At 32.5% G+C, this 26,664-nt stretch carries 25 protein-coding genes; 22 read left to right on the forward strand and 3 right to left on the reverse strand.

Annotation, left to right across the window (positions count from 1 at the left end; genetic code table 11):
• Positions 1 to 334: 334 nt before the first annotated feature.
• Positions 335 to 1,594, reverse strand: a complete 1,260-nt coding sequence (locus ABDJ34_RS09840) for a YkvI family membrane protein (protein ID WP_412702226.1) — start codon at positions 1,592 to 1,594, stop codon at positions 335 to 337.
• Positions 1,595 to 1,728: 134 nt separating this feature from the next.
• Here ABDJ34_RS09840 and ABDJ34_RS09845 point away from each other — a divergent pair, with 134 nt between their 5' ends.
• From ABDJ34_RS09845 to ABDJ34_RS09915, 15 genes are all read left to right on the forward strand, one after another.
• A complete protein-coding gene (locus ABDJ34_RS09845) occupies positions 1,729 to 2,490 on the forward strand; it encodes an AIM24 family protein (protein ID WP_094206300.1) in 762 nt (253 codons plus the stop codon).
• Between the two features lie 372 nt (positions 2,491 to 2,862).
• Entirely contained in the window at positions 2,863 to 3,144 is a 282-nt protein-coding gene (locus ABDJ34_RS09850; RefSeq protein WP_094204204.1) for a hypothetical protein, read from the forward strand.
• A 15-nt stretch (positions 3,145 to 3,159) separates the two neighbouring features.
• Positions 3,160 to 4,335: a GIY-YIG nuclease family protein gene (locus ABDJ34_RS09855; RefSeq protein WP_094224216.1), complete on the forward strand. Its 1,176-nt coding sequence runs from the start codon at positions 3,160 to 3,162 to the stop codon at positions 4,333 to 4,335.
• A gap of 87 nt (positions 4,336 to 4,422) precedes the next feature.
• Positions 4,423 to 5,370, forward strand: coding sequence for a GTP 3',8-cyclase MoaA (gene moaA / locus ABDJ34_RS09860; protein ID WP_412702227.1), 948 nt, complete (start codon positions 4,423 to 4,425; stop codon positions 5,368 to 5,370).
• 1 nt (position 5,371) lies between these two features.
• Positions 5,372 to 6,286 carry a cyclic pyranopterin monophosphate synthase MoaC/MOSC-domain-containing protein gene (locus ABDJ34_RS09865; protein ID WP_412702228.1) on the forward strand — a complete coding sequence of 305 codons (915 nt, stop codon included), beginning with the start codon at positions 5,372 to 5,374 and terminating at the stop codon, positions 6,284 to 6,286.
• A gap of 180 nt (positions 6,287 to 6,466) precedes the next feature.
• Positions 6,467 to 7,768 (forward strand): phosphomethylpyrimidine synthase ThiC, encoded by a 1,302-nt coding sequence (gene thiC / locus ABDJ34_RS09870; RefSeq protein WP_412702229.1) that lies wholly within the window; start codon positions 6,467 to 6,469, stop codon positions 7,766 to 7,768.
• 163 nt (positions 7,769 to 7,931) lie between these two features.
• Positions 7,932 to 8,408 (forward strand): MarR family winged helix-turn-helix transcriptional regulator, encoded by a 477-nt coding sequence (locus ABDJ34_RS09875; RefSeq protein WP_412702230.1) that lies wholly within the window; start codon positions 7,932 to 7,934, stop codon positions 8,406 to 8,408.
• On the forward strand, positions 8,383 to 10,143 hold the full coding sequence (locus ABDJ34_RS09880) for an ABC transporter ATP-binding protein (protein ID WP_412702231.1): 1,761 nt from the start codon (positions 8,383 to 8,385) through the stop codon (positions 10,141 to 10,143). Before ABDJ34_RS09875 ends, ABDJ34_RS09880 begins: the two co-directional genes overlap by 26 nt.
• Positions 10,136 to 11,932: an ABC transporter ATP-binding protein gene (locus ABDJ34_RS09885; RefSeq protein ID WP_412702232.1), complete on the forward strand. Its 1,797-nt coding sequence runs from the start codon at positions 10,136 to 10,138 to the stop codon at positions 11,930 to 11,932. Before ABDJ34_RS09880 ends, ABDJ34_RS09885 begins: the two co-directional genes overlap by 8 nt.
• A 91-nt stretch (positions 11,933 to 12,023) precedes the next feature.
• Positions 12,024 to 13,238 carry a 23S rRNA (uracil(1939)-C(5))-methyltransferase RlmD gene (rlmD, locus tag ABDJ34_RS09890; protein WP_412702233.1) on the forward strand — a complete coding sequence of 405 codons (1,215 nt, stop codon included), beginning with the start codon at positions 12,024 to 12,026 and terminating at the stop codon, positions 13,236 to 13,238.
• Between the two features lie 321 nt (positions 13,239 to 13,559).
• Positions 13,560 to 14,147, forward strand: coding sequence for a type IV toxin-antitoxin system AbiEi family antitoxin domain-containing protein (locus tag ABDJ34_RS09895; RefSeq protein ID WP_130820052.1), 588 nt, complete (start codon positions 13,560 to 13,562; stop codon positions 14,145 to 14,147).
• Positions 14,144 to 14,986: a nucleotidyl transferase AbiEii/AbiGii toxin family protein gene (locus ABDJ34_RS09900; RefSeq protein WP_412702234.1), complete on the forward strand. Its 843-nt coding sequence runs from the start codon at positions 14,144 to 14,146 to the stop codon at positions 14,984 to 14,986. The genes ABDJ34_RS09895 and ABDJ34_RS09900 overlap by 4 nt, the downstream gene beginning before the upstream one ends.
• A gap of 175 nt (positions 14,987 to 15,161) precedes the next feature.
• Positions 15,162 to 15,374, forward strand: a complete 213-nt coding sequence (locus ABDJ34_RS09905; protein WP_070241772.1) for a helix-turn-helix domain-containing protein — start codon at positions 15,162 to 15,164, stop codon at positions 15,372 to 15,374.
• Positions 15,361 to 16,425 carry an SIR2 family protein gene (locus ABDJ34_RS09910; RefSeq protein ID WP_282929925.1) on the forward strand — a complete coding sequence of 355 codons (1,065 nt, stop codon included), beginning with the start codon at positions 15,361 to 15,363 and terminating at the stop codon, positions 16,423 to 16,425. Before ABDJ34_RS09905 ends, ABDJ34_RS09910 begins: the two co-directional genes overlap by 14 nt.
• Before the next feature lie 9 nt (positions 16,426 to 16,434).
• Positions 16,435 to 18,150 carry an ATP-binding protein gene (locus tag ABDJ34_RS09915; protein WP_070241769.1) on the forward strand — a complete coding sequence of 572 codons (1,716 nt, stop codon included), beginning with the start codon at positions 16,435 to 16,437 and terminating at the stop codon, positions 18,148 to 18,150.
• A gap of 22 nt (positions 18,151 to 18,172) precedes the next feature.
• Here the strand turns inward: ABDJ34_RS09915 and ABDJ34_RS09920 are convergent, their stop codons facing one another.
• Together ABDJ34_RS09920 and ABDJ34_RS09925 are read right to left on the reverse strand one after the other, a co-directional pair.
• Positions 18,173 to 19,504, reverse strand: coding sequence for a relaxase/mobilization nuclease domain-containing protein (locus tag ABDJ34_RS09920; protein WP_412702235.1), 1,332 nt, complete (start codon positions 19,502 to 19,504; stop codon positions 18,173 to 18,175).
• 1 nt (position 19,505) lies between these two features.
• Positions 19,506 to 19,862 carry a plasmid mobilization protein gene (locus ABDJ34_RS09925; RefSeq protein ID WP_000013365.1) on the reverse strand — a complete coding sequence of 119 codons (357 nt, stop codon included), beginning with the start codon at positions 19,860 to 19,862 and terminating at the stop codon, positions 19,506 to 19,508.
• A gap of 449 nt (positions 19,863 to 20,311) precedes the next feature.
• Here ABDJ34_RS09925 and ABDJ34_RS09930 point away from each other — a divergent pair, with 449 nt between their 5' ends.
• The 7 genes from ABDJ34_RS09930 to ABDJ34_RS09960 form a co-directional block, all read left to right on the forward strand.
• Entirely contained in the window at positions 20,312 to 20,905 is a 594-nt protein-coding gene (locus ABDJ34_RS09930; protein WP_412702236.1) for a TetR/AcrR family transcriptional regulator, read from the forward strand.
• A gap of 20 nt (positions 20,906 to 20,925) precedes the next feature.
• Positions 20,926 to 21,858: an ABC transporter permease gene (locus tag ABDJ34_RS09935; RefSeq protein WP_412702237.1), complete on the forward strand. Its 933-nt coding sequence runs from the start codon at positions 20,926 to 20,928 to the stop codon at positions 21,856 to 21,858.
• Positions 21,858 to 22,634: an ABC transporter permease gene (locus ABDJ34_RS09940; RefSeq protein WP_412702238.1), complete on the forward strand. Its 777-nt coding sequence runs from the start codon at positions 21,858 to 21,860 to the stop codon at positions 22,632 to 22,634. Before ABDJ34_RS09935 ends, ABDJ34_RS09940 begins: the two co-directional genes overlap by 1 nt.
• Positions 22,609 to 23,421, forward strand: coding sequence for an ATP-binding cassette domain-containing protein (locus ABDJ34_RS09945; RefSeq protein WP_412702239.1), 813 nt, complete (start codon positions 22,609 to 22,611; stop codon positions 23,419 to 23,421). The genes ABDJ34_RS09940 and ABDJ34_RS09945 overlap by 26 nt, the downstream gene beginning before the upstream one ends.
• The gene (locus ABDJ34_RS09950; RefSeq protein ID WP_412702240.1) at positions 23,409 to 24,113 is read left to right on the forward strand and encodes an ATP-binding cassette domain-containing protein; all 705 of its coding nucleotides are present in this window, start codon (positions 23,409 to 23,411) and stop codon (positions 24,111 to 24,113) included. The genes ABDJ34_RS09945 and ABDJ34_RS09950 overlap by 13 nt, the downstream gene beginning before the upstream one ends.
• Positions 24,114 to 24,115: 2 nt before the next feature.
• The gene (locus ABDJ34_RS09955) at positions 24,116 to 25,750 is read left to right on the forward strand and encodes an ABC transporter substrate-binding protein (protein WP_412702241.1); all 1,635 of its coding nucleotides are present in this window, start codon (positions 24,116 to 24,118) and stop codon (positions 25,748 to 25,750) included.
• Between the two features lie 100 nt (positions 25,751 to 25,850).
• Positions 25,851 to 26,664 (forward strand): ABC transporter transmembrane domain-containing protein (locus tag ABDJ34_RS09960; protein WP_412702242.1); only part of this gene is annotated, 814 nt, incomplete at its 3' end.

Here is a 26,664-nt window from a genome sequence, read left to right on the forward strand (position 1 = left end):
CTCCTCGCTTTAAAATATTTCAACTAGTATAACACTTATGAAAATATGATGCAAGAAAATAACAAATAAAATTAATTAGGAGAAGCAAGAAATCATATGGCACGAAGAATTAGAAAAATCCTCTAGCACGAATATCTAGACTACACAAATTGAAGATTTCTAAATCTCAAAATCCTAAAATCGTAAGCACGCTAACGCTTACGCAAATACGATTTTTGACGGATTTTTTCGATTTGAAATCAAACAATTTGTTTCGTATGATATTCTTAGCCAGAGGATTTTCTAATCTACAAAATCTCAAATAAAAAAGGCTACCGATAAAGTAGCCCGTAAATTATTCTTCTGTATCTTCTTCATCATCATCGTCTGATTGGTTTTCTTCAGCCATTGTTTCCATTTCTTCTTTCAAAACTTTGTTGTCCAAGTTTGAATCTTCAATCATGGATTTTACTTTTTTGGCATCTTTTTTGCTGTAATGTTGATCGTCGTCGTATTTCTTTTCCAATAAATCCAAGATTTTGAATCTTCTTTTGGATTCTTTTTTGATTTTTTGGAAGTCTCTGATGTATGCGTAAATCAAAAATATTATCAAAATTATTCCGGCGTAACCAATTATAGGGTATGTGATGCTGATAAGTTTTCTGAATCCTAAAAAGCTTAGGAAAAATCCTATCGTTACAAATCCAATCAAATACATTTTGTATTTTGTAGGATTGTCCTTGGAAGCTCTTTTAGCTAACGAATAATACAAGCCAATAGCTGTGTTGAAAATCATTCCGAATATTACAAAACTCATTATCAAACCTAAAACTGGATTGATTTCTTCGATTAGAGTTTGTGTTGGAAGATCTGCATCTTTTAGAATGTTGACTCTCATGAACAACACAACTGCCAAGAGAGCTGTTACTGTTCCTGTGATAAATCCTCCCAACAATCCACTTACTTTGGCCTCTTCTGATAAAACGTGATTGCCACCGATTGCAAACGCCGTACTTAAACCAACCATCATACACAATGAAAAATAATTGATTACAGAAAGCCAAGGATTGCCGAAATTTTTCGGAATAGTTCTTGCAATTGGATCTAATTGGTCAAAACTTCCGTCAAATTTTATAATTGTATAGACCGATGCGATTAAAATTAACGCAACAATAATTGGCGTGAATGATCCGATAATTCTTGTAACTTTTTCAAAATCCATCATTCCCACGAAAATTACAAGTAGTGCGCAAATCAAAGACCCTATCCATGGAGCTAGTCCGAATTGTTGGTTGAGGTTGGATCCTGCACCTGATAGCATTACGAACCCGATTATAAATCCTGTCAAAATAAGTAAAATGTCGAAAATTCTAGTGAATTTTTTGGATGCTATCTCGTCCAAAACATCGCTGTGTTCATCTGCAAAATAATACGAACCCAACTCTAAAATAATCGCTCCGATAAATGTATGCAACAACAAAACAAATAGCGCAGTCCACAAACCAGATTTGCCATAAGCTGTGAAATATTGCAAGATTTCTTGTCCACTTGCAAGCCCAGCACCAGTTAGCACTGCTACATAAGCAAGGGATGTGCTTAATATTTTCTTTTTCATAGTTCTCTCCTTCTTTTGTAAAATTATATAATATAATTCAAAAATAGCCAAGACGTAATTATATAACAAATTTTACAAAAAGTAAATTAGCGAATTGAACAATATGGTATAATATTCATGAAAAGAGGTGCTATATGTTTAAAGTTAAAAATTTTGAAGATAATGATGATGTCATAATCAAAGAACAAAATGGAGCGTTTAAAGTTGTAGAATACAAGAGGGATTTGTCTGTTGATTACGAACAAGCACAAAGCTCTTACTTCGCATCTGAAATGAATGTCAGAAGAAGACAATTGGTGTGTGATGTTTCCAAATCAAATATAACTGTGCAAGCAGGTGCTATGCAATGGATGATTGGAAATGTCAGCTCAACTACTGGAATAAAAGGAGCTGGAGATTTCTTCAAAAAAGCTTTGCGTGGTTCTGTTACGGGTGAAGGTGCGATAAAACCAGAATACACAGGCGACGGGCTTTTGGTGTTGGAACCGACATACAAGCACATTTTATTGTTGGATGCAGATGATTGGGACAATGAAATCATCATAGAAGATGGATTGTTCTTGGCTTGTGATTCTGAATTGGAACACAAAGCTATTATGCAATCCAATATTTCATCGGCTGTTGCAGGTGGCGAAGGGTTGTTCAACTTAGGACTTCACGGAACGGGAATTGTTGCGTTGGAATCTTATGTACCAAGAGAAGAATTGATTGAAATAACGCTTGACAATGATGTGTTGAAGATAGATGGAAATATGGCAATTGCTTGGAGTGGATCGTTGAGTTTTACAGTTGAAAGAGCTGGTAAATCATTGATAGGTTCTGCGACAAGCGGTGAAGGACTTGTGAATGTGTACAGAGGAACTGGAAAAGTTCTAATGGCACCAGTTTTAGAATAAATTTGAAAAATTAAATATTAAGTATTTAATGACAAACCATTAATGCTAAAAAAACTGGATAACAAACCTAAATGCACGAATATCTAGACTCCACAAATTGAAGATTTCATAATCTTAAAATCCTAAAATCGTAAGCACACTTCGTTTACGCAAATACGATTTTTGACGGATTTTTTCGATTTGAAATCAAACAATTTGTTCCGTATGATATTCTTAGCATTAATGGTTTGTTATTTTTAATTTGTCGTAATAAATTTTAATCGTGAAAGTTTGCAAAAATTTTCGCGTTTTTTTATTCGGACAAAACGAATATGGTATAATAAAGAAAAGTATATTCAAAGTAATGTAAAGAACATCTTGGGAGGCACTACTATGAATAAATTGAGAAACAAATTATACAAATACGAATTTAGGACGATTATTGTGGGTGTAATTCTATTTATTATGGAATTGAAACTTAGAATGAGTTATCCGAAACTTGTAAGCGTTTTGATATCACCGTTATCAAGCATTTTCATCTATGCTTCTATAGCTATTGTGTTGATGCTGATGGTTTTGGAGATGTTGGCAGCGATTAAAAACAGAGATTTCGATATTTTGTTTTTCATTTTAATCATTTTAGCGGGACTTTATTTGATGTATCGTATTATTTAAAATTTGGAGGATATTATGGGTATATTTGATAAATTAAAAAGCGTTTTTTCTTCAGAAGAAAAGGAAACTAATAGTCAAGCTCACAAAAATGATTGGTATGTTTTTGAATGGAGTGTAAAGGACACTGGTGAAATCTTCTATGTTGGTTATGGTTATGGTGAGGATTCTAAGTCTTTCGGATTTGAAAGTTATCACGGAGAAAGAATCAAGGAAAAATTGGATGTGGAATCTAAAATTATAAAGGATAACTTGGAAGAAGATGAAGCTCGCGATTTGCAACAAGAAGAGTTGAAGAGAGTGTTGAAAGAAACTGACAATGTGATTATCAATCGTGTGACTCCTAATATGATTACTAGAAAATCGGGATTATTAAAGTCAGAAACTACACCAAACTATAGATTTGAACAAGCACCGGTGTTATATGTTGCTGAATATGAACAACATTATTTGGATATGGATTATGATGATTTTGAAAAAGTTGACTTGGATAATTTGAAATCTGTGTACTTAGTTGAAAAGGGCGTTGATGATGAAATTATCGCTAACATTTACAAGGATGATTTGGATAAATATTTGAACCAAACAAAATCTTTGTTGGAACACGAAAACATTAAAATCGTAGACGACCAATTTGCAAATGATGTAACTGCTTGGATTTACATTGGCGATGATTCCATTGCAAAGGTTAAGGAATACGAAGATAAAGCCCAACAAAAGCTTTCCAAGAAAATTCCTGTATATCACATGATGGATGTGTTGAAGAAATTAAAAGAAAAAAACAAGGATAACTTGGATGAGATTTTCAACAAAATCAAGACTACAAAAGAAGTTGTAATTCACCCACACAACAGTAGGGTTGCTGTGTTTGATATCAAAAACTTGGACGATCCAGCGAAGGGTGCGAAGGAAGGTTTGAGATATTGGAACGAAGGAGAAAAATTCAGAAAGGATTCTCATTTCCAATCTGCAATCAAAAATTACGACACTGCTCGTGAAAACGGATTGTGTACTCCTGCACTTTACAGTTCTTATGCTAGTGTTTACAGAAGCATGAAAGATTACGACAACGAAATTGATATTTTGCAAGAAGGTATCAAAAGATTGTCCAATCAAGATAACGTGTCTGAATCTCACATTAATTCTATGAAAGAAAGATTAGAAAAAGCAAAGGAACTTTTATTAAAAGAATAATTTGAATGAATTTCCCAATTTGAGAAATCGAATTGGGGAATTTTTTACCCTTAAGCGTTATATGATATAATATACAAAGGTGGTAAAATGAAAGACGCTCTCGGAAGAAAGATAGATTATTTGAGAATTTCGGTGACTGACAAGTGCAATTTGAGATGCAAATACTGTATGCCAGAAGAAGGAATCACGCATTTGAATCATGACGAAATTCTAACTATAGATGAAACTTTGAAAATAGTAGAAGTTTTCAAAGATTTGGGAATAAAAAAAGTACGTTTAACTGGAGGCGAACCTCTGGTTAGAAACGGAATATTGAATTTGGTAAAAGGCATCAAGAACATGGGAATCGAAGAAATCTGCATGACTACCAATGCGATTAAATTGTACGATATGGCTTATGATTTGAAGAAAAACGGCGTTGATAGGTTTAATATTTCGTTGGATACTCTGGATGCGGAAAAATTTCGCGATATAACTCGTGGCGGCGATGTGAACAAGGTTTTGAAATCAATCGATAAATTAAAACAAATGGATATGAAACCAATTAAAATCAACACCGTTGTGATGAGACATTTCAACTACGATGAGATAGAAGATTTTGTGAAATTCGCAGAGGATGGAGTGATTGTAAGATTTATCGAACTGATGCCTATTGGAGAGGCGATTGGAAAGTCGGATGATTACGTGTCAAATGAAGAAATTATCAAAAAAATTGGCAATCTTCATAAAATTGACAGCGATTCAAAAAAATCGAAGGTTGCAGAATATTACACCAATCCAAATGGTGCTATTGTGGGATTTATCAATCCGATTTCTCATAAATTCTGCTCAGAATGTAACAGAGTTAGGTTGGATTGCAAGGGCAATTTGTTGATGTGTTTACATTCTAATAAGTCGATTAATTTGAAAGATTGTATTCGAAATGGCGAAGATATACGACAAATTATTACACAACAAATATACAATAAACCAGAAAGACATTATCTCGAAGAAGGTAACTTCAACAAAAGGGATATGAATACTATAGGAGGTTAATGTGGATTTAACTCATTTTAACGAAGATGGTTTGCCAAGAATGGTGGATGTATCTGAAAAGGAAACTACTAAAAGAGTTGCTGTGGCTCATAGTAGGATTTATATGAAAAAAGAAACTATGCAAAAAATCACAGAAAAATCCATCAAAAAAGGCGACGTATTGAGTGTCGCACAAACTGCTGCGATTATGGCTGCGAAGAAAACATCGGAAATTATTCCAATGTGTCACAATATTTTCATCACAGGTGTTGATGTTAAATTCGAATTAGCAGATGATTTTATAGATATTTTCGTCCAATCAAACACCGAATCAAAAACGGGAATTGAGATGGAAAGTTTGACGGCTGCAAGTGTGGCGGCTCTTACGATTTACGATATGTGCAAGGCGATTGACCGTTCGATGCGAATTACAAATGTTGAGTTACTTCACAAAGAAGGTGGGAAAAGCGGCGTTTACAACAGAAGTGTCGACAGTGATGAGGCAGTTGTAATCGATGTGAATATTAGCGAGGAAAAAGGCACTGTAAAAACTCCTGTAGAATTTGCAGAACTTAGAGTGGATCATGGATTGGTTGGAGATGCACATGCTGGAAATTGGCACAGACAAGTGTCGCTTTTGGCAGAAGAATCCATCAACAAAATGCGCGAAATGGGTCTTGATTTGAAAGACGGAGATTTCGCTGAAAATATTACAACGAGAAACATCGAGCTTTTTACTTTGCCTGTCGGTCAAGTGTTGACGATTGGAGAATGTGTTCTAGAAGTTACTCAAATCGGAAAAGAATGTCACAAAGGTTGTGCGATTAAACAAAAAGTCGGCAATTGTATTATGCCAACGGAAGGAATTTTCTGCAAAGTTTTAAAGGGCGGAATTATTAAGAAAAACGACAAAATCAAGCTTGTAGAATTAAATTAAAAGTTTGTGTTATAATATATTCGGAGTCTGGGGGTGCTTTACGCTGAGATCTTTTTAGAAACCCTTATACCTGCTCATGATAATGCATGCGAAGGGAAGAACTTAGAATGTTTTTTGCGGATACATGGGTTATGTATCCGTTATTTTTTTCCAGTCTCCAAATCAACATAGGAGGTATTTATGGAATATACAACTCAATTAGACGCTGCAAAGAAGAAAATCATTACAAAAGAAATGAAAAGAGTAGCGGAAAAAGAAAACATAGACGTAGAAATTCTTAGAGAAAAAGTTGAAAAAGGATATGTGGTTATTCCTGCGAACAAAAACCACAAATCATTGGATGCTCACGGTGTTGGTGAAGGTTTGAAGACTAAAATCAACGTGAACTTAGGAATTTCAAAAGATTGCTACAACATCGAAAAGGAAATGGAAAAAGTTAGAGTGGCAATCGACATGGACGCAGAAGCGATAATGGATTTGTCAAATTACGGAAAGACTAGACAGTTCAGAGAAGAACTTATCGACTATTCTCCTGCAATGATTGGTAGCGTTCCGATGTACGATTGCGTTGGAATGTTAGATAAAGAATTGAAGGATATAACTGAAGATGAATTCTTGGAAGTTGTGGAACAACACGCAAAAGACGGGGTGGATTTCATCACAATTCACGTTGGACTTACAAGAGATATCGCTGAACATTTGAAAACAACAGACAGAATCACAAAAATAGTATCTCGTGGTGGATCGTTATTATTCGCGTGGATGATTGCTAATAACAAGGAAAACCCACTTGTAACAAGATACGACGATGTACTTGAAATCTGCGAAAAATACGACGTCACACTAAGCTTGGGAGATGCTTTAAGGCCGGGTTGCATTAACGATGCGACAGATGATTTACAAATTCAAGAGCTAATCAATTTATCCAGAATGGCAAAAAGAGCCTACGAAAAAAATGTACAAGTAATGATTGAAGGACCAGGTCATGTTCCAATCGATCAAATCGAGGCAAATATGAAAATCGAAAAAACAATCTGCAACAACGCGCCATTTTACGTGTTGGGACCTTTGGTAACAGACATTGCACCGGGATACGACCACATCACATCAGCAATTGGTGGTGCAATCGCAGCAAGTACTGGAGCTGATTTCTTGTGCTATGTAACTCCTGCAGAACATTTGAGACTTCCTAACTTGGAAGATATGAAAGAAGGAATTATTGCTACGAAAATCGCAGCTCATGCTGGAGATATCGCAAAGAAAATCCCTGGGGCAAAAGAAAGAGACGACGAAATGAGCAGAGCCCGATTCAACTTGGATTGGGAAAAAATGTTCGAACTTGCAATTGACAGCGAAAAACCAAAAAAATACAGAAAAGAATCTCAACCAATCGAAGAAGATTCTTGCACAATGTGCGGTAAAATGTGCTCAATGAGAACTGTGAAGAAAGTATTGAACGGCGAAGATGTCAATTTGATTTAGAAAAATTTGATTAAAAATTTATTTTAAAATGCGAATTCAACCATCAAGAATATCTTGGTGGTTGTTTTTATTTGAACGAAATCGAAAAATATTCGAGAAAATCATTGACAATGGTTATTAGTAGTCGTATAATTCTAATAGTATTAGGTAAAAAGGTGATATTATGAATGAAAAATTAGCAAAAGAAGTTATAAGATGCGTTCATAGCATTGGAAAGCACCATCCTCACAAACAAATCAACGATTCTGTAAGAGGAGAAAACATGGCTTTGGGATTTATCAAATCGGAAGGTGGATCGACTTATCCGAAAGATATTGAACTTGCTATGGGGATTTCCAGCGCGAGAGTTGCAGCAATTATAAAAAAACTGGAACAACGCGAACTTGTAACAAGAACTGGAGATAGAATCGACAGGAGAAAAACTTTGGTAAGTTTAACTGAAAAAGGAGAAAAAGTCGCCCAAGAAACTGAGGACAAGATAATGTATGCTCTTGGTCAAATGTTTGATGCTTTGGGAGAAGAAGATTCTGAAAATTTCGTCAGAATAATCGACAAGCTTATTAAAAATTTGCCAAAGATAAGCAAGGTTTGCGAAGATAAATTTAAAGAAATGGATGATAGTTTTGATAAAAATAATTAGATATTTGAATAAAAAACAATGGATGCAGATACTTTTGAGTTTTGTGTTTATCGTTACTCAAGTGTATTTGGATTTGAAAATTCCGGATTATATGTCGAAAATCACGATGTATGTGGAAAGTCCGGGTCACAGTGTAAGTGATATTATCGGCGAAGGGAAATGGATGCTTTTGTGTGCATTCGGCTCTTTGATTTCAGCAATTATCGTAGGATATTTGGCGTCGAAGGTATCGGCGTCATTTTCTAAAGATTTGAGGTCTAGAATATTTTCCAAGGTGGAAAGTTTCTCTATGAAAGAAATCAACGAATTTTCCACAGCAAGTTTGATAACTAGATCTACAAATGATATTACTCAAATTCAAATGGTAATAGTGATAGGATTACAAATTTTGATTAAAGCTCCAATAATGGCTGTGTGGGCTATCACGAAAATCTACAACAAGGGATTTGAATGGACAATGGCGACTGCTGTCACTGTGTTGATTTTAATCATTTTCGTTGCAATTCTAATGATTTTAGTTATGCCGAAATTCAGAATAATGCAAACTTTAACAGATAATATCAACAGGATTTTGCGTGAAAACTTGACAGGACTTGCAGTTATAAGAGCGTATAATTCTGAAGAATTTAGAGAAGGAAAGTTTGAAGAAGCAAATGTTGAATTGACAAATACTCAACTGTTCACAAGTCGTGCAATGAGTACGATGTTTCCTGCAATTAATTTGGGGATGTCTGTTCTAACTCTTGTGATTTATTTCATAGGGGCGGGACTCATAAATGCTGCGAATATGATGGACAAATACGTTTTGTTCTCAAATATGGTTGTGTTCAGTTCGTATGCAATGCAAGTTGTCATGTCATTTATGATGATGAGTATGATATTCATAATGATTCCAAGAGCGCAAATTTCTGCAAATCGTATCAACGAAGTGTTGGATACAGAACTTTCAATTAAAGATGGAGATATTGATACATCAAACAAAGATTACGAATATGAAATTGAGTTTGACAATGTATCTTTCAAATACACTGATTCCGAGCAATATATTTTAAAGGATATTGATTTTAAGGTGAAAAAAGGAGAAAAGATAGCTATAATAGGTTCCACAGGATCTGGTAAAAGCACTATCTTGAATTTGCTTTTGAGATTTTATGATGCAACTGAAGGCGTTGTGAAAATCCAAGGAATCGACATTAGAAAGTATAAGCTTAAATTTTTGTACGAAAAAATAGGCGCCGTTTTCCAAAAATCATTCCTATTCAAAGGAAATGTAAAATCGAACATTTCATTTTCAGAAGATGGTATGGATAATGAAAAAGTAGAACAAGCGGCAGATACTTCGCAATCAATAGAGTTTATCGAAAAGTTTGACGATAAATTTGACCACGAAATCGCACAATTAGGTAAGAATGTTTCTGGTGGACAAAAACAAAGATTGTCCATAGCCAGAGCAATCTACAAAAAGCCAGATATTTATCTGTTTGACGACAGTTTCTCTGCACTTGATTTCAAAACAGATAGCGAACTTAGACACCAATTGAGAGAAAAAAGCCCCGACGCTACAACTATTATTGTCGCTCAAAGAGTGGGTTCGATAATGGATTCAGATCAAATAATCGTACTTGAAAACGGAGAAATAGCAGGAATAGGTAAACACAAAGATTTATTGAAAAATTGTGAAGTGTACAAGGAAATAGCCTACTCGCAATTAACGGAGGAGGAATTAAATGCCTAGACAAACTGTAAATGAAAAACCGAAAAAATTCAAAAAAACATTAAAAGAAATGGCAGGGTATTTGAAACCTTATTTTCCATTGATATTAATAGCAGTTGTGGCAAGCGTAATAGCGACAATTTTGCAAATAATTGGGCCAGATAAGTTAAAACTAATCACAGATGAAATCACAAAAGGACTTCCAAAAATTGTCAAAGGAAAACCTGTTGTAACTGCGATAGACATGGATAGCGTAAAATCAATATCGTTGATGCTGTTGATATTTTATCTATCTTCACTTGTGTTGAATTTGTTGCAGAGATTTATCATGGCAGATGTTACACAAAAAATCTCCAAATCATTCAGAGAAGAGATAGCAAAAAAAATCAATAGATTGCCATTTAGCTATTTTGACAACACGACTTTTGGAGACATTCTAAGTAGAGTAACAAACGACGTGGACACAATCAGCCAAAGCTTGAACCAATCTGTTGGAGCATTGTTGACAAGTATCGTAATGCTTATTGGAACTGTAGTGATGATGATTTATAATTCGGGAATCTTGACGATAACGACGATTTTGTCATCGCTTGTGGGATTTGTCTTCATTACAATAATAATGAAGAAATCACAAAAATACTTCAAAGAACAACAACAAAACTTGGGTGATATCAACGGACAAATCGAAGAAGTATACACTGGTCACAACGTCATCAAAGCTTACAACGCAGGAGCAAGAGCCGTAGATGAATTTGAACAAATAAACACGAAACTCTACACTAGTGCATGGAAATCACAATTTCTGTCCGGACTTATGATGCCTGTAATGCAATTTGCAGGAAACTTTTCATACGTAATGGTCTGCATAGTCGGAGGAGCATTGGCAATCAACGGCAAAATATCATTCGGGGTTATAGTAGCTTTTATGATTTATGTAAGACTGTTCACAAATCCTCTATCAGATATCGCACAAAGTTTCAACACTTTGCAAAGAGCTGCAGCGGCAGGGGAGAGAGTGTTCGAATTTTTGAACGAAAAAGAATTAGAAGAAGAAAACGTAACTGAAAAACTCGACAGAGCAAAAGGCGAAGTCGAATTCAAAGACGTTAGATTTGGATATAATCCAGACAAAATCATCATCAAAGATTTCAGCGTAAAAGTAAATCCAGGAGAAAAAATCGCCATAGTAGGGCCGACAGGAGCTGGGAAAACCACAATAGTAAACCTACTAATGAGATTTTACGAAATAAACGACGGACAAATATTGGTAGACGGAATTGATACGAAAAACTTATCCAGAGAGAATTTGAGAGACCAATTCTGTATGGTACTTCAAGATTCATGGGTGTTCGAAGCAAGTGTCAGAGAAAACATAACATTCGGAGAAAAAGATATAACTGACGAAGAATTGATAGACGTGTGCAAACGCGTAAACTTGGATCACTTTATCAGAACGCTCCCAAATGGATATGACACTATTTTAAACGACAAACAATCATTGTCGCAAGGACAACTTCAACTACTCACAATCGCACGTGCAATGGTAAGTCACGCGCCAATGTTGATACTAGATGAAGCCACAAGCTCCGTGGATACAAGAACTGAAATAATCGTTCAAGATGCAATGGACGAACTTGCAAAAGGAAGAACATCATTTGTAATCGCGCACAGACTATCCACAATCAAAAACGCAGATTTGATACTTGTAATGAAAGACGGAGACATCGTAGAAAAAGGAAAACATGACGAATTATTGGCACAAGACGGATTCTACGCACAATTATACAACGCGCAATTTGAAAGAAAATAGCGATAAAATGAAAATAGAGATTGGGAACAGGGCGTCCCAATCTTTTTTTATCTCTAAATTTGATATAATAAAAAGATAAAGAGGTGATTAAATGAAACTAGAAATAATAGACATGATAGATGACGGAAGATGTGTTGCAAAATACGAAGGAAAAACAGTGTTCGTAGATGGAGGAAGTGTTGGAGAAATAATCGAAGCAAAGAAAATAAAAGAAAAAAAGAATTTGATATTCGCCACAAAAACAAAAACAATACAACAATCACCTCATAAACAAGAACCGCTCTGCCCACATTACTACGAATGTGACGGATGCAGCATGCAAGACATTACATATGAAAAAGAATTGGAAATCAAAAAAAATTCTGTACTCAACAAATTGCAAAGAATCGCGAAACTAGATGTAAAAGATGTCGACATACTCACAAACGCTGAATATTATTACAGAAACAAAGTAGATTTGAAAGTGGAAAATGGAAAACTTGGATATTACAACAGAAAAACACACAACCTAATACAAATATCCACTTGTAAAATCGCATCCACAGCAATAAATGAAATGATAAATTGGTTGGAAAATCACGATTTGAATGGCGTGTCGGAAATCAAAATCAGATCTAATTACAACGATGAAATCCAAATCTCCATGGATTATTTATCAGATGAAATGTTAGAAAATTTGAAATCTGTAGAAAGCATCGTAGAAATTTATGCGAAAAATAAAAACTTTGATTTGATTTATAGGAAGAAGCAATTTGTGGATAAAATTGGCGACTTATCATTCATAATAAGCCCCAAATCATTCTTCCAAGTAAATAAATACAACACAAGTTTGCTCTACGACACGGCAAAACAAATGATGGATGCAGAGGCAAATGACAGAATATTGGATTTATACTGCGGCATAGGAACAACAACAATGTACATTGGAAATGGCAACAACACAATCGGAGTCGAAGTCGTAAAAGATGCAGTAAAAGATGCTAACGAAAACAAAAAACTAAACAACCTGGAAAGCATTCAGTTTATTGAAGAAAAATCAGAAAACGTCGTAGGAAAACTCACAAAAGAGCACTTCGATATAATCCTCGTCGACCCACCACGAAAAGGAATGGATGAGAAAGTAGTCGATGCAATAATAAAATCCACAGCAAAAAAACTCGTCTACATCTCGTGCGACCCTGCAACCCTTGCAAGGGATTTGAAGATGTTAACAGAAAACGGATTTGCAGTCAGAGATGTCAAATTGGTCGATATGTTCGCGAAGACAATGCATGTGGAGACTATAGCGTTGATACAAAAGATGTAAACTTAGAAATCCTGCATTTTAAGCAGTTTTATAAGCATTTTGTCTTCGATAAAGATGAAGAAGGATACGTCAAAAAGACTCAAAAAAACTACATGGACGTAAGAGTAGTTTTACAACTGGTATGAGGAGACACAAAGAAAAATATAATAAGATAAAACCCATTTTATACTTTCTACAAGAGTAGCTTAAAAGGCTGCTCTTTTTTATTAAAGGTAGTAATATTTCGTTACATCCTTTTTCAAAAAATGGAAAACTCATAAGCAACTTTACATATTCGCTTTTATAACATATAATAAAAGCGTAAACGAGAGGAGGCGGACTATGAATACACTTAAAGAATATATACAAGAAAATTTAGTAATAACCAACAAAGAAGCAGAAGACCTTGGATATACTAGGCATAATCTATCAGAATTAACAAAAATCGGACAATTAGAAAGATTAAGACCAGGACTATATCAATTAAAAGGAAAAGTAATAGACGATTTTGTTTTAATATCATCAAATAGCAATCGAATTATATTTTCCCATCAAACAGCCCTATATCTACATGACCTATCAGATAGGACCCCAAATGTATTTCATATATCTGTACCCCAAGGCTACAATGCCAGCCATATCAAAAAGAGGTACGAAGATCTACAAGTTCACTATGTAAAAAGAGATTTATACGAACTAGGAAAGACAGAAATAAAATCACCACAAGGCAACCTTATTCCAGTTTACGATATAGATCGAACAATTTGTGACATCATAATCGACAGAGAAAAAATAGATAAGCAAATTTTTACAGAAGCCATAAAAAGATACTTTAAATCATCAAATAAAAATCTAAGACGACTCATAAAATACAGTAGATTATTTAAAATAGAAAATGAAATTAGAAAATACATGGAGGTATTATCGTGATTAATATCGAGAGTATAAAGGGCAAGATAAGAAGTCTTGCAGAGAAGAAAAATCTGAAATCACAAGAAGTTCTGCAAATATATTTCTTCGAAAGATTTTTAGAAAGGCTATCCAAATCAAATTACAAAAATAATTTTGTAATAAAAGGAGGATTCCTGATATCATCTCTAATTGGTATTGAAAATAGAACAACTATGGACATGGATACAACCATAAAAGGCATAGCCCTAAAAGAAGAGAAAATAAAAGAAGTCGTAGATGAAATTATAAATATCAATGTAGAAGATGGAATAAAATTTGAAATAAAAGACATTAGTTATATTAGGGAAGAGGACGAGTACGAGAACTTTAGAATATCACTAATAGCAAATGTTGGAAAGACCAAAAACCCGATGAAACTAGACCTAACAACAGGAGATGCAATAACACCAAGGGAAATAGAATATACCTATCCATGTATATTTACCAAAGAAGATATAAAAATAATGGCATATCCATTAGAAACAATTTTAGCTGAAAAATATGAAACCATAATCAGAAGAAATATAACAACAACACGAATGAGAGACTTTTACGACATATACACTCTCTACAAATTGAAAAAAGATGAGATAAACTATGAAATTTTAAAAGAAGCAGTAGAAAGAACTTCCGACAAAAGAGAAAGTCAGGAGATAGTAAAAGACTATGAGGAAATAATCGAGGACATAAAAGAAGATTCATACCTAAGATCCTTGTGGGAAATATATCTCAGTGAAAATAAGTACATTGGAGATTTGACATTTGATAAAGTTGTTGGTGTAGTGACAATTTTATCAAATAGGATTAATGAGCTGTAATTTAACAGACACTGTCTGGCAAATCATAGGCAAGAAAATATTAAGTAAAAGAGAAGTGGAATTATTCTACTTCTTTTTTATAATTCAAATATTACTTTGAAAGAGACTATTTTCAGTCTTTAAAAAACATTTAATGGTATAATATAATAAATATAATTTTTCTACGGAGGGTATAGTGAGAACTTTTAGTTATAAAAGATTATTTAAAAAACTCATTGATTTAGATATGACAAATAATGAATTGATGGAAAAGGCAAAAATAAGTAAAAGCACATTTTACAAAATGAAGAATGGGCAGAATATAACGACGGATGTTTTACTTAGAATTTGCAATACTTTGGATTGTGGCATTGAAGAAATTATGGAGTGTAGTGATGAATATAGATAGTGAAGAATTTGAACCAATATTTATGGATATTAAGGAACGATACCTATCAGGTGTAAATTTCCCCAAATTAATAGTTGGAACAGGGCTTTCTATTGCAATGAATATTCCGGGAATGTCAAAATTGGCTGAAAAATTGGAGGAATCGTTTGAAAGTATCGGTGATTTAGAGTTACAGAAGCAGTGGAACAAATATAAGGGGAAGATCAAAGATGAAGGATTAGAAGCAGCCTTATTAGATGTTTCAATAAGTGAAGAATCGTTTGTGGAAATAATTCGAGAGATAACGAGTGAATTTATTTTAGATGAAGAATATAATCAGCATAGTGATATATTAAATGAAATTTCCGGATTTGAAAAATTATTAAAGTACTTATTGGGAACTGTAAGTGTAAATAATCAAGTAATCGATATAATGACTCCTAATTATGACAGAATTATAGAACTAATTTGTGATAAATTAAAACTATCAACTACATTAGGATTTTCGGGGAATATGTATCAAACTTTTAATGAAAATATACTAAAGCAACCTTATGATTTTTTTTCTAAAAGCGTTCCTTTAGTAAGATTATTTAAGCCACATGGATCAGTTAATTGGATAAAAAAGAATGAGAGAGAATATCAGATTAATGATTATAAGTTACTAAAAGATAACAAGTGCTATATAGATATTATTACACCAGGCAGTATGAAATATAAGTTAGGAATGATTAACGGTATTTTTAGATGTCATAGGGAAATTTTTAATGAATTGATAACAGACTCTAAAAAGAATTTTTCTATATTTATTTATGGATATGGATTCAATGACCAGCATTTTAATACAGTATTCGAGGATACTCAAAAGGATGTGATTGTCTTGACAAGGACTATTAAAAAATCATTTTTAGATAGAGCAATGAAAAATGAAAACTGGACTTTATTTTATAAATATGAAGATAAAGAAGAAAATACAGAAGAAGGAAATTATATGGTATATAAAGGTAAAAAATATAATATAAATAAGGAATTATGGGATATAAATGTATTTTCGGAAACTTTTTTAGGATAGGAGAAAATTATGGAAGATATTCAAAATTATTTAAATCAAGAAGTTGGAGTTGTTCAAAATGTTGATACCAAGAAAGTATCTGTATCAGTAGAAAAGGAAGAAATTTTAAATAGGCTAAAAATAAATGATATAGTTGTTTTATCTGGAAATAATGCAGATGAAAAACTAATTGGAATAGTAACTAGGGTGAGCAAAAAGAGAATTGATATTGATGACGAAGAAACTGAAGAACAAGAGTATTCATATAACTTTTGCAATATAACTTTAGTAGGTACATTTTATAAAAAATTGTCTTCAACTAAACAAAATATTTTCAAAAGAGCAGTGAACACTTATCCTGAAATCAATAGCAAAGTTTATTTGGCAGATGGTAAAGCTCTATCTATTATTATGAACTCTCTTGAAAATGAGATATCTTCAGAAAAAAGATTAATTATTGGCAAATATGCAAGTAATAAAACTGTTGAAGCTATTTTGGATGGAAATAGATTTTTTCAAAGACATGCAACAATAGTAGGAAGTACTGGAAGTGGAAAATCTTTTACTGTAGCAAATATTCTTGAAAAAGCAAATGAGTTGGAGCACGCTAATTTAATTGTTTTTGATTTGCACGGTGAATACAATGAATTAAGTTATGCTGAACAGATAAAAATTTGTGACTCTGAGGATGGGTTACATATTCCTCTGTGGTTTTTCAATTATGAGGAAATTCATTCATTGTTTATTGAATCTTCTGAAGGGACATCTACAAATCAAAGGGCAGCAGTAATTAAATATATTTTAGAGCATAAGAAAAGGTATCTTGAAGAAAATATGACTGAATTTTCATCCGAAATAATTACAGCAGATACGCCGATTCCTTTTTCAGCAAAAGGGTTAAAAGCATATTTAGAGGATGAAAATATAAAGGAAGAAACAACAGGTGAAGTATATAAAACCGGAGATAAAAAAGGACAAGCAAAGACGAAACAAGGTCAATACTATGGGAAATTAACAAACCTTATTACGAGACTTCAGACAAAAATAGATGATAAAAAATATGGGTTTGTATTTAATGAAGATAATACTGTAAGAGCTGACTATCTGAAAGAATTTGTTGATAAAATAATGGGACTAGATAAAAAGATAAAAGTAATAGATTTATCAGAAGTCCCATCAGATATGTTACCTATAATAATAGGGATTGTTACAAGACTGGTATATGAAGTCCAATTTTGGATGTCGCCTAAAACAGATGAGACTAGGCATCCTATAGCCTTTATTTGCGATGAAGCACACTTATATATGCCGAGAGATACAACGAAATTGAAAGCGGTTGAGAATAAATCGCTGGAGATATTTGAAAAAATATCTAAAGAGGGGAGAAAATATGGTGTTTCATTGGTGATTGTTTCTCAAAGACCTGCAGAATTAAATTCTACTATAATATCTCAATGCAATAATATTATAAGTTTGAAAATTACGAATGATAGAGATAAATCGGCAGTAGCAACTATGTTAACTGATTCATTGGTAGGTTTGGTTGAAACATTACCTAATCTTGATGTTGGAGAATGTATTGTTATTGGAGATTCAATTAAATTACCTACTAAAATTATTTTAGACAAACCTAAGGAAGAACCCAAAAGTTCAACTATTGATTTTTGGGACAGATGGCTAGATGGAAAAGGTACAGTTTTCAATATTGATGAAGCAATTAAATGTATGATTAAACAGACAAGGTAGGGGGAGAAGAGAATATAGGAAACTATCTCTCCATCTCCTTACCCATATAAATTCCATAGTTCTTTCGTATTTGATAAAGCTCGTCCATTGTAGATTTTGTAGAAGAATACTCTTGCATAAGGGTATTCTTTTTTTCTTGTAATTTATCGTGTTTAGATAAAATATCCTTTGAATCTGGGAGCTTGGAATAGGATTTTTTGAGTTCTGAAAGAGCATTTTCATATAGGGTAATCTGAGCTTTGTACTCTTCAAAAAATGACTTATCAGACGGATTTGCCTTATATTCCTTGTAGTGTGCCCTGTATTTTTTAACGGTATTAACTTGTTCCATAGTGGCAGAAAGCAACAGCATTTCCTCATCAATAACCTTGATTTTATTCTGTAAATTTTGCCTTTCATCGGCTGCTTTTTGGATGTACTCATCAAGTTGCTTAACGGATTTAATACCTTGTTCTCTGAGGAAGATAACAGACTCAGCCATTGTATTAATGTTATGTTTGGTTGCCCAATATTCATAGCCTTTGCTTTCTTTTACTTTAACATTTGTGTTCATATCAATAACATTGCCAATGCGTTTTTTGACAGCAGGGGTTTTAATAGACGATATTTCTGCAATGCGTTCTTTTAACCTTTCTTCAGTATAATCTTCTCCGATTGTTTTAGATCTTATAAATCTCAGCTTATCTTTCGGTTTAAAAGCAATGTGTTTGCCATACTTAATTTGATAGCCAAGATCAGCCATTTTCTTTAGAAAATCATCCCAATCCTTAGACTGTTTAATCATTCTGTAAATGTCAAATTGAAGTCTACTTTTCCAAGAAGTACCACGCTTTGCCTGTTCATTCTCATACCAAGATTTACCAGCAGTTTTATATTTTCTTTTGTAAGCTTCATAATATTTATCAATGACTGAAAGCTTATTTTCTTTACATAACTCGTCACTTTGATACCTAATTTTATGGTAAGTTTTTTTGTTAGATTGGTAGCATTTGCCAGTCTTGTAATTAACATTATTAAAAATAATATGGTTATGGATATGCCCTCTATCTATATGAGTTGCAAGAACAAATTCATAATCTTCCTTTAAAATTTTCTTACATAATTCCATTCCAATTTCGTGAGCTTTTATAGGATCAACCTCTCCTGGTAGAAAAGATTGGATTAAATGTCTAGCCAAAACTGTACCATTAGTATCATTATTTTCTCGTGTTTTCATAAATTGAATATGGGCAGTAGATGGATGGCATTTGAAGGAAGATACCAAGATTTTTTCATCAGTTTTTTCACTCTTAGTTATATAGTCTATTGCCAAATTTAGAGTTGATTTTATAGGATGTATTTTTGTAATTGCCATACTAATCACCAGAACTTTCTTTTGATTTATTAAGAAGTAGGGAATGGATCTGCCATATTTCTCTTGATAATTTTTCTATCTGTTTATTCATTGATTCAATTTCATTTTTGTAAATAACACCAGTTGTATTAGTTGCTTTTGCAATCTGGTTTATATTATTCGTAGCATTTGAAAGTAACCATTGTAGATTCCTAAATGGTTCTAAATCTACTACATAAATCTCTTTTTCTAATACACATTTCCTAAGAAAGTGGGACATAGTTTTGCAATTAGCAAGTTTCATTTTCTTTTCAAAAACTTCTTTTTCTTCTTTAGTTAGTTTTATTTCTATTCTTTCATTTCTAAATCTATTAGCCATTTTGTTCTCCTTTATAAAATATGTTTCGGGGTCTTAGGGTTCTCCCTAACAAGGTAAAAATTAGCAGTAGACTTCAACCAATCACTAACTATATTAGCTCTTGGGAAGTCCTTGCATAGCACCTACCAAACACTCAAGTAAACTTTCGTGTGGTTAGGTGTGTAAAAAAATGGAGCATTCCGTAAAGGTCTGCTCCATTAATTTTTTCGTAAGTGTCCGTACACTTACTGTGCTTGCTATTAAAGTTATAAGCGTCAAGCGCGTATTAAGTTTTATTAATTATACCGCATTTAAAGAAATTAATAAAGAATTATAAAGGGCGTTCAAACAAATATCTTAAATAAGATTACTAAATTTTAAAATAATTCATGTATTGAAATTAATTATCAAATGAGTTACAATAAAACTGACGGTAGCGTCGGAATTATTTATTGACAGGAGATAAAGTTTTGAATGATAAAAAATTGAAAGTAGGAGAAAAAAGGAAGTTAGAAATTCTGGAAGCGGCAAAGACATGTTTTTTAGAAAAGGGTTTCCAAAATACAACTATGGAAGATGTTATAGAAAAAGTCAGTTTAAGTAAAGGTGGTGTTTACTATCATTATGGTTCAACCTATGAAATGATTTATGATTTTATGAAATCAGGTATCAAATATAGAGGAGAAAAAAACAAAACTATCGACACATCTAAGTTAACGACTTTAGACGCAATTACTGAGATGATGATGGAAAGAATTTATGATGAAAATGAATTTAAAAGCATCTATGCAATTTTTTTGAAACTACAAAATGAAGATAAAAGATTGTGTGAAATGTTTGAAAATTTAAAAGAAACAAACACAGAAATTTTATCGTCTACATTTCCTCCAAATGATAATCTCTCATCTATTTTTGAAGATGAGTTTTTAGTGACCTTTGTAAATACTTTGATTTTAGGATATGAAAGTTTAAATCAAAAAGAAATTTTTATTGAAAATAAAAAAACAATCAAAAAGATGTTAGAAGATTATTTGAAAAATAAATTTCCTGAATTATTAGGCTGATCTTAAATTATGGTATAAAAATGAATACAAAAAAGACATTTTTAAAAAAATTTTATGAGCTAATAATGACATTATTAATTGTTAGTGTTTTATCATTTGTTTTAATGAAATTATCTCCCGTCGATCCAGCCACTGCATATGCTAAAAGACATATCGGAAGTCCATCACCTGAGCAAATTGAAGAAGTAAGAATAAGATTTGGTTTTGACAAACCTGTATATAAGCAATATTTTAACTGGATTAAAAATCTTTGTTCTCTAGACTTAGGACAGTCTTTAAGCAATGGCAAACCAGTCTGGGATAATATAATGTTGGCTTTGCCAAAAACTTTATCTGTTGTTTTCTTTTCCGCAATATTGCAGGTAATTTTAGTATTATCTTTGGGATGTATTACTTTCTTATGGAAGAGCAAGATAATCAATAAGCTTATAAATCTTTTATGCCTTATTGGTGTTTCAATTCCTAGCTTTTATATTGCTATTATCTTACTTGATATATTTGCAGTAAAGTGGGATTTGCTATCAGTAGCAGGTAATATTGGAATTACAAATTATCTACTTCCTGCAATAACTTTAGGGATATTTGGGGCTTCTTTTTATTATCCACTATTTAAAGATGCTTTAGACAAAGAGAATGGTGAATATTATATTATGTTTTTTAGAGCAAATGGTCTAAAGGAATTTACTTTGTTCGTGAAACATATATTGCCAAACTCGATAGTAAAGTTAATTCCAAATTTCTTTCAGAGTATTGGACTTATGATTGCAAATGTGGCAATAGTTGAGGGAGTTTTTTCTATTCCAGGATTTGGATATTTGATTGTAAATTCTGTAATAAATCGTGATGCAACGATGATTCATGGGTTGGTTTTCTTTTTAGCATTATTTATTGCACTTGCTAATATAATATCAGATTTGATAAACGATCTTTTGATAAAGGAAAGGGGAGATTAATGAAAATAAACAAAAGGACATTATTTCCTTTCCTAGTGATTTTATTTATATTTTTTGGAAGTTTTTTTGCCCCTAATGATCCCTTAGAAGTTAATCTTCCCCTTAGATTTGCAAATCCAAGTTCTAAGTATCTTTTGGGAAATGATAGCATGGGCAGGTGCGTTTTATCGAGAATACTGTTCGGGGGGAAAACTACATTATTTATGGTTATGACGGCATCAATTATTGTTTTTACTTTAGGTTTGCTTTTAGGAACACTAACGTCAAAAGTTACCATGAAAAAGAATGTAATAGTAGATTCGATTATTAATGCTGTAACGGCTATACCACCAATTGCTTATTTAATCATATTTATAGCATCCTGGGGAAATGGAATAAAAACTACATTAATCGCTTTGGTTGTTTCATATATATTGAGATTTTTAAGACTTGTTAGAACTCAAATAAATATTGAATATGATAAAGCTTATTGCACTTGTATGATTTCACTTGGCGCATCAAAGACTAGGTTGGTTCTAGTTCATATACTACCAAATATATTATTAGATTTAGTTCATTATATTTGTTTGTCCTGTGCGGATATGATTTTAGCAATTACTGGTTTTTCATTTATAGGAATTGGACTTGGAGAAAATGTTGTGGAGTGGGGTTCTATGATTTTAGAAGCGAGAGATTCAATATTTATTAAGCCAGAACTCATAATTTACCCGATTTTTGCAGTTTTTATTACTACGATGTCTTTTAATATTATTGCAAAAGAAGCGAATAGAAGGTGAAGATATGATTTTGGTTAATCAATTACAAGTTAAAGATAAAAAAGGAAACAATCTTTTAAATAATATTTCTCTTAGAATCCCTATGGGAAAAATTATTGGTCTTACTGGACCCAGTGGTGCTGGGAAGACTACATTAGTAAACACAATACTTGGGATTTTATCAGAGGATTTAAAAGTAAGTTCTGGAACTATTACTATAGATGATTTCGATATATTGGAAAAAGATAATATCAATAGCAACAATAGAAACATCGCTTTTATTCCTCAACTTCCCATGATTTCTTTTGACAAAAGAAAAAAGATAAAAAGTCAAATGGTTGAAACATACATTGCTAATCTTAATATAAATAAATCAGAAGCATTAAGTATAGCAAAAGATAAGCTCAAAAGCGTCAATCTTGAATATGAAAGAGTTTTAGATTCATATCCAACTGAACTCTCTGGAGGCATGATTCAGCGTGTTATTTTAGCGATATCTATGGGACTAAATACTGATTATATAATTGCTGATGAACCAACATCAGCCTTAGACAATTATAACTCATCATTATTTTTTGAATTGATTAAAGCAAATTTCAAAGGCAAAGGAATTTTGTTAATAACACACGAGGCTGATATTCTTAAAAAATATAGCGATTACATCTATGTGATAGAAAATGGATGCCTTATAGAAAAGGGGAGTAGTGAAGATATATTTGAAAGCCCTAAAGAAGAATGGACAAGAAAATTTGTTATCTGTAGTCAGAAAATATTAGATTCTGGAGGTGAATGGAAATGGACGAAATAGCTATGAGTAATGTTAGCCTTTCTTTTGAAACAGTAAAAGGGACATTTAAAGCTCTAGATCAAATTTCCTTTTCACTAAAAAGGGGAGATAACTTAAGTTTAATTGGTGAAAGTGGATCTGGTAAAAGCACCATTGCAAAAGCATTAATAGGATTAGAAAGAATAGATGAAGGATCTATATTCTATGATTCTGTAGATATCTCAAAATTAAAATTAAAAAAAATAAGGAAATATAGAAAAAATATCCAGTCTGTTTTCCAGGATACATCTGGTACTTTAAATCCTGGTATAAGCACTTTTAAAAATTTGGAAGAAGGGCTTATTAATTTAACAAACTTGTCGAAAAAGGAAAGAAAGGAAAAGGTGTTATTATTTTGCGAGGATTTACATTTAAAAAAGGAAATATTAGATGTGCCCGTTCACCAACTATCTGGAGGCGAGCAAAGAAGATTGTCGCTCATAAGAGCCCTTATGGTTAATCCTGATTTTTTAATACTAGATGAGGTTACAGCTGGGCTTGACTTACTGACGATTGAAAAAGTATTAAACTTACTTTTTTATTATCAATCTAAGCATAGTATTTCTTATATTTTTATCACTCATGATATAAATCAAGCAAAACAGATTTCAAATTATATCATAGAGATAAAGAAAGGAAAAATATTGAGAGAAGGAAAATTGCAAAGGAGATAGAAATGATCAAACTTAGAAAAAATATGATGGTTTTATTGGCACTTGTATTTAGTTTTTCAATTTTACTAGGAGGTTGCCAAAAGAATCAAGAAAAAGCACAAGAAAATTCAAATGTAGCAAGTGAAAACACAAAAGATGAAAGCAAGAAGGTTTTAACCTTATGTACTGCTAAAGAACTGACAAACCTTACGACTTTAACAATGAATAAGGAAAATAATATGGCTTGTGGTTTAATTTACGAAACCCTAGTAGCTTATGAAAACGGTGAAATTGTACCAAAACTTGCTGAAAGCTTTGAATATAAAGATGATGGCAAAACTTTAGTCTTTAAATTAAAGGATGGGGTAAAGTTTTCAGATGGTGAAGATTTTAATGCTGATGCAGTAAAAAAGATATTAGATTTTGATAAGTCTAACCCTAATTTTGCAGGCATTAGGGCTGTTGCAGAGATAAAATCAACAGAAGTTATTGATGATAATACGATTGCTGTTCACTATGAAAATCCGTCTAAATTTTATATAAATGGCTTTTGTTTCCAAAATGTATTGGGGATGCCATCTCCAAAGTCATTTACTGAGGGAAACTTTGAGACATTTAACGAAAATATAGGAACAGGTCCTTATGTACAAGAAGAATTTAAATCTGGAGAATATACAAAATTTGTTAGAAATGAAAATTATCATGGGGAAAAACCTTATTATGATGAAGTTATTGTCAAATATATTCCCGATGCTTCCTCAAGACTTCAAGCCTTAAATAAGGGGGAAATAGATTTAATTTATGGAGCAGATTTAATAAATTATGATGACTTCAAAAAAGGTTCTGAAATTAAGGATGTTACTGGAGAAGTCAATAAAAATAGGACTTTGACTAAGAATCTAATTTTAAATCCAAGTAAAAAAGAATTAGAAGATTTAAAAGTTCGCCAAGCAATTAATTATGCAATTAACAAAAAAGACATTGTCGACAGTTTAACATACTCATATGAAGATGTAGCTGAAACTTTATTCCCTAAAGATGTAGCTTATTGTGATGCAAATTATCCAACTATTTATAGTTATGCTCCTGAAAAAGCAAATAGCTTGCTAGATGAAGCGGGTTGGAAACTCAATAAAGATACAGGAATTAGAGAAAAGGACGGAAGTCCATTAAAGCTTCAATATGTTTACTGGTCAGATTTAGTACTTGCTAAGGAAACTGCACTTGCAATAAAGACACAATTAAAAGAAGTAGGTATAGATGTTGACCTAGTTGAAAAAGATCAAATGTCATGGTGGACAGATGGTATAAAGGGAGAATTCCATTTGACAACCTGGAATACAGAAGGTTCTTATACTGAACCTCATAAGTTCTTACAAGAATCAATCACTGAAATGGATCCACATTTGATGCCGTTAAAAGCACTTTCTGATTCAATCATATATATTGATGCAATAAAGAAGGCTTCCACTTCTACAAACGAAGGAGAGATTAAAGATAATATACAAAAAGCTATAGTATATTCAAACGAAAACGCTATGGATTTGCCTCTTTCTTATTCAAAAGAAATGATTTTGTATAGAAATGACAAAATTGGTGGATATGACTTTACAAGCACACCACAATTTTTCAACATTTATAGTGTAAAAGCTAAATGAGAATAGGTTAATAAATTGAATTTAAGGCAGGTCTATCTATAAAGTAGTGAATGGATAGACCTATCTTATTATTACGAAGATTTATTAAGGAGGGGATTTGATGGATTTAATAAAACAATATGTAAAAAAGAGAAAAGGCTCATATTTTATGTCAATCTTATTGGCAATAATTGGAGTAGTGGCTGGGCTTTTTTCTTATATATACATGGCGAAAATTATTGTGAATTTGATTAATGGCATAAGGGATATGAGCTTATACACTTCACTTTGCATAAGTATTTTAATAACATTTGTTATTAAAGAAGTGGCAGCAGGAATATCAACAACTATATCTCATACTGCAACCTTTAATTCATTAGGAGAAATTAGAAATGATATTTCCAAAAAATTATTTAAGATGCCACTAGGAGATGTTCTTTCGAGATCTTCAGGGGAATTTAAAAATATAATTGTTGAGCAAGTTGATTCTATGGAAACTTCACTTGCTCACCTTGTGCCAGAATTCACGGCAAACTTAGTAGGACCTATTCTATTGTTTATTTACATGTTTACATTAGATTGGCGATTGACCTTGCTATCACTAATTCCATTTGTGGTAGGAATGGCTACCATGATGTCTGTTATGAATACTCATTATAAGGAAATGTTTGGAAAGTCAGTTGCCATTGGTCAACATATGAATAATTCCATTGTTGAGTATATAGATGGGATAGAAGTAATAAAGACCTTTAATCAAAGCGAATCATCTTATAAAAAATATGCTGATGCAGTTTATGATAATGCAAGTTTTTATTATAACTGGATGGGTGAATCTATGAATAGGGTTGCCATAGGTAGATTACTTTCTCCTATGGGAATTATTACAATCATACCCTTTGGGATTTTATTTTATATAAATGGAAGTATTGATTTAG

It is taken from the genome of Finegoldia dalianensis (genome assembly GCF_046255015.1).
GTDB classification, from domain to species: Bacteria; Bacillota; Clostridia; order Tissierellales; family Peptoniphilaceae; genus Finegoldia; species Finegoldia magna.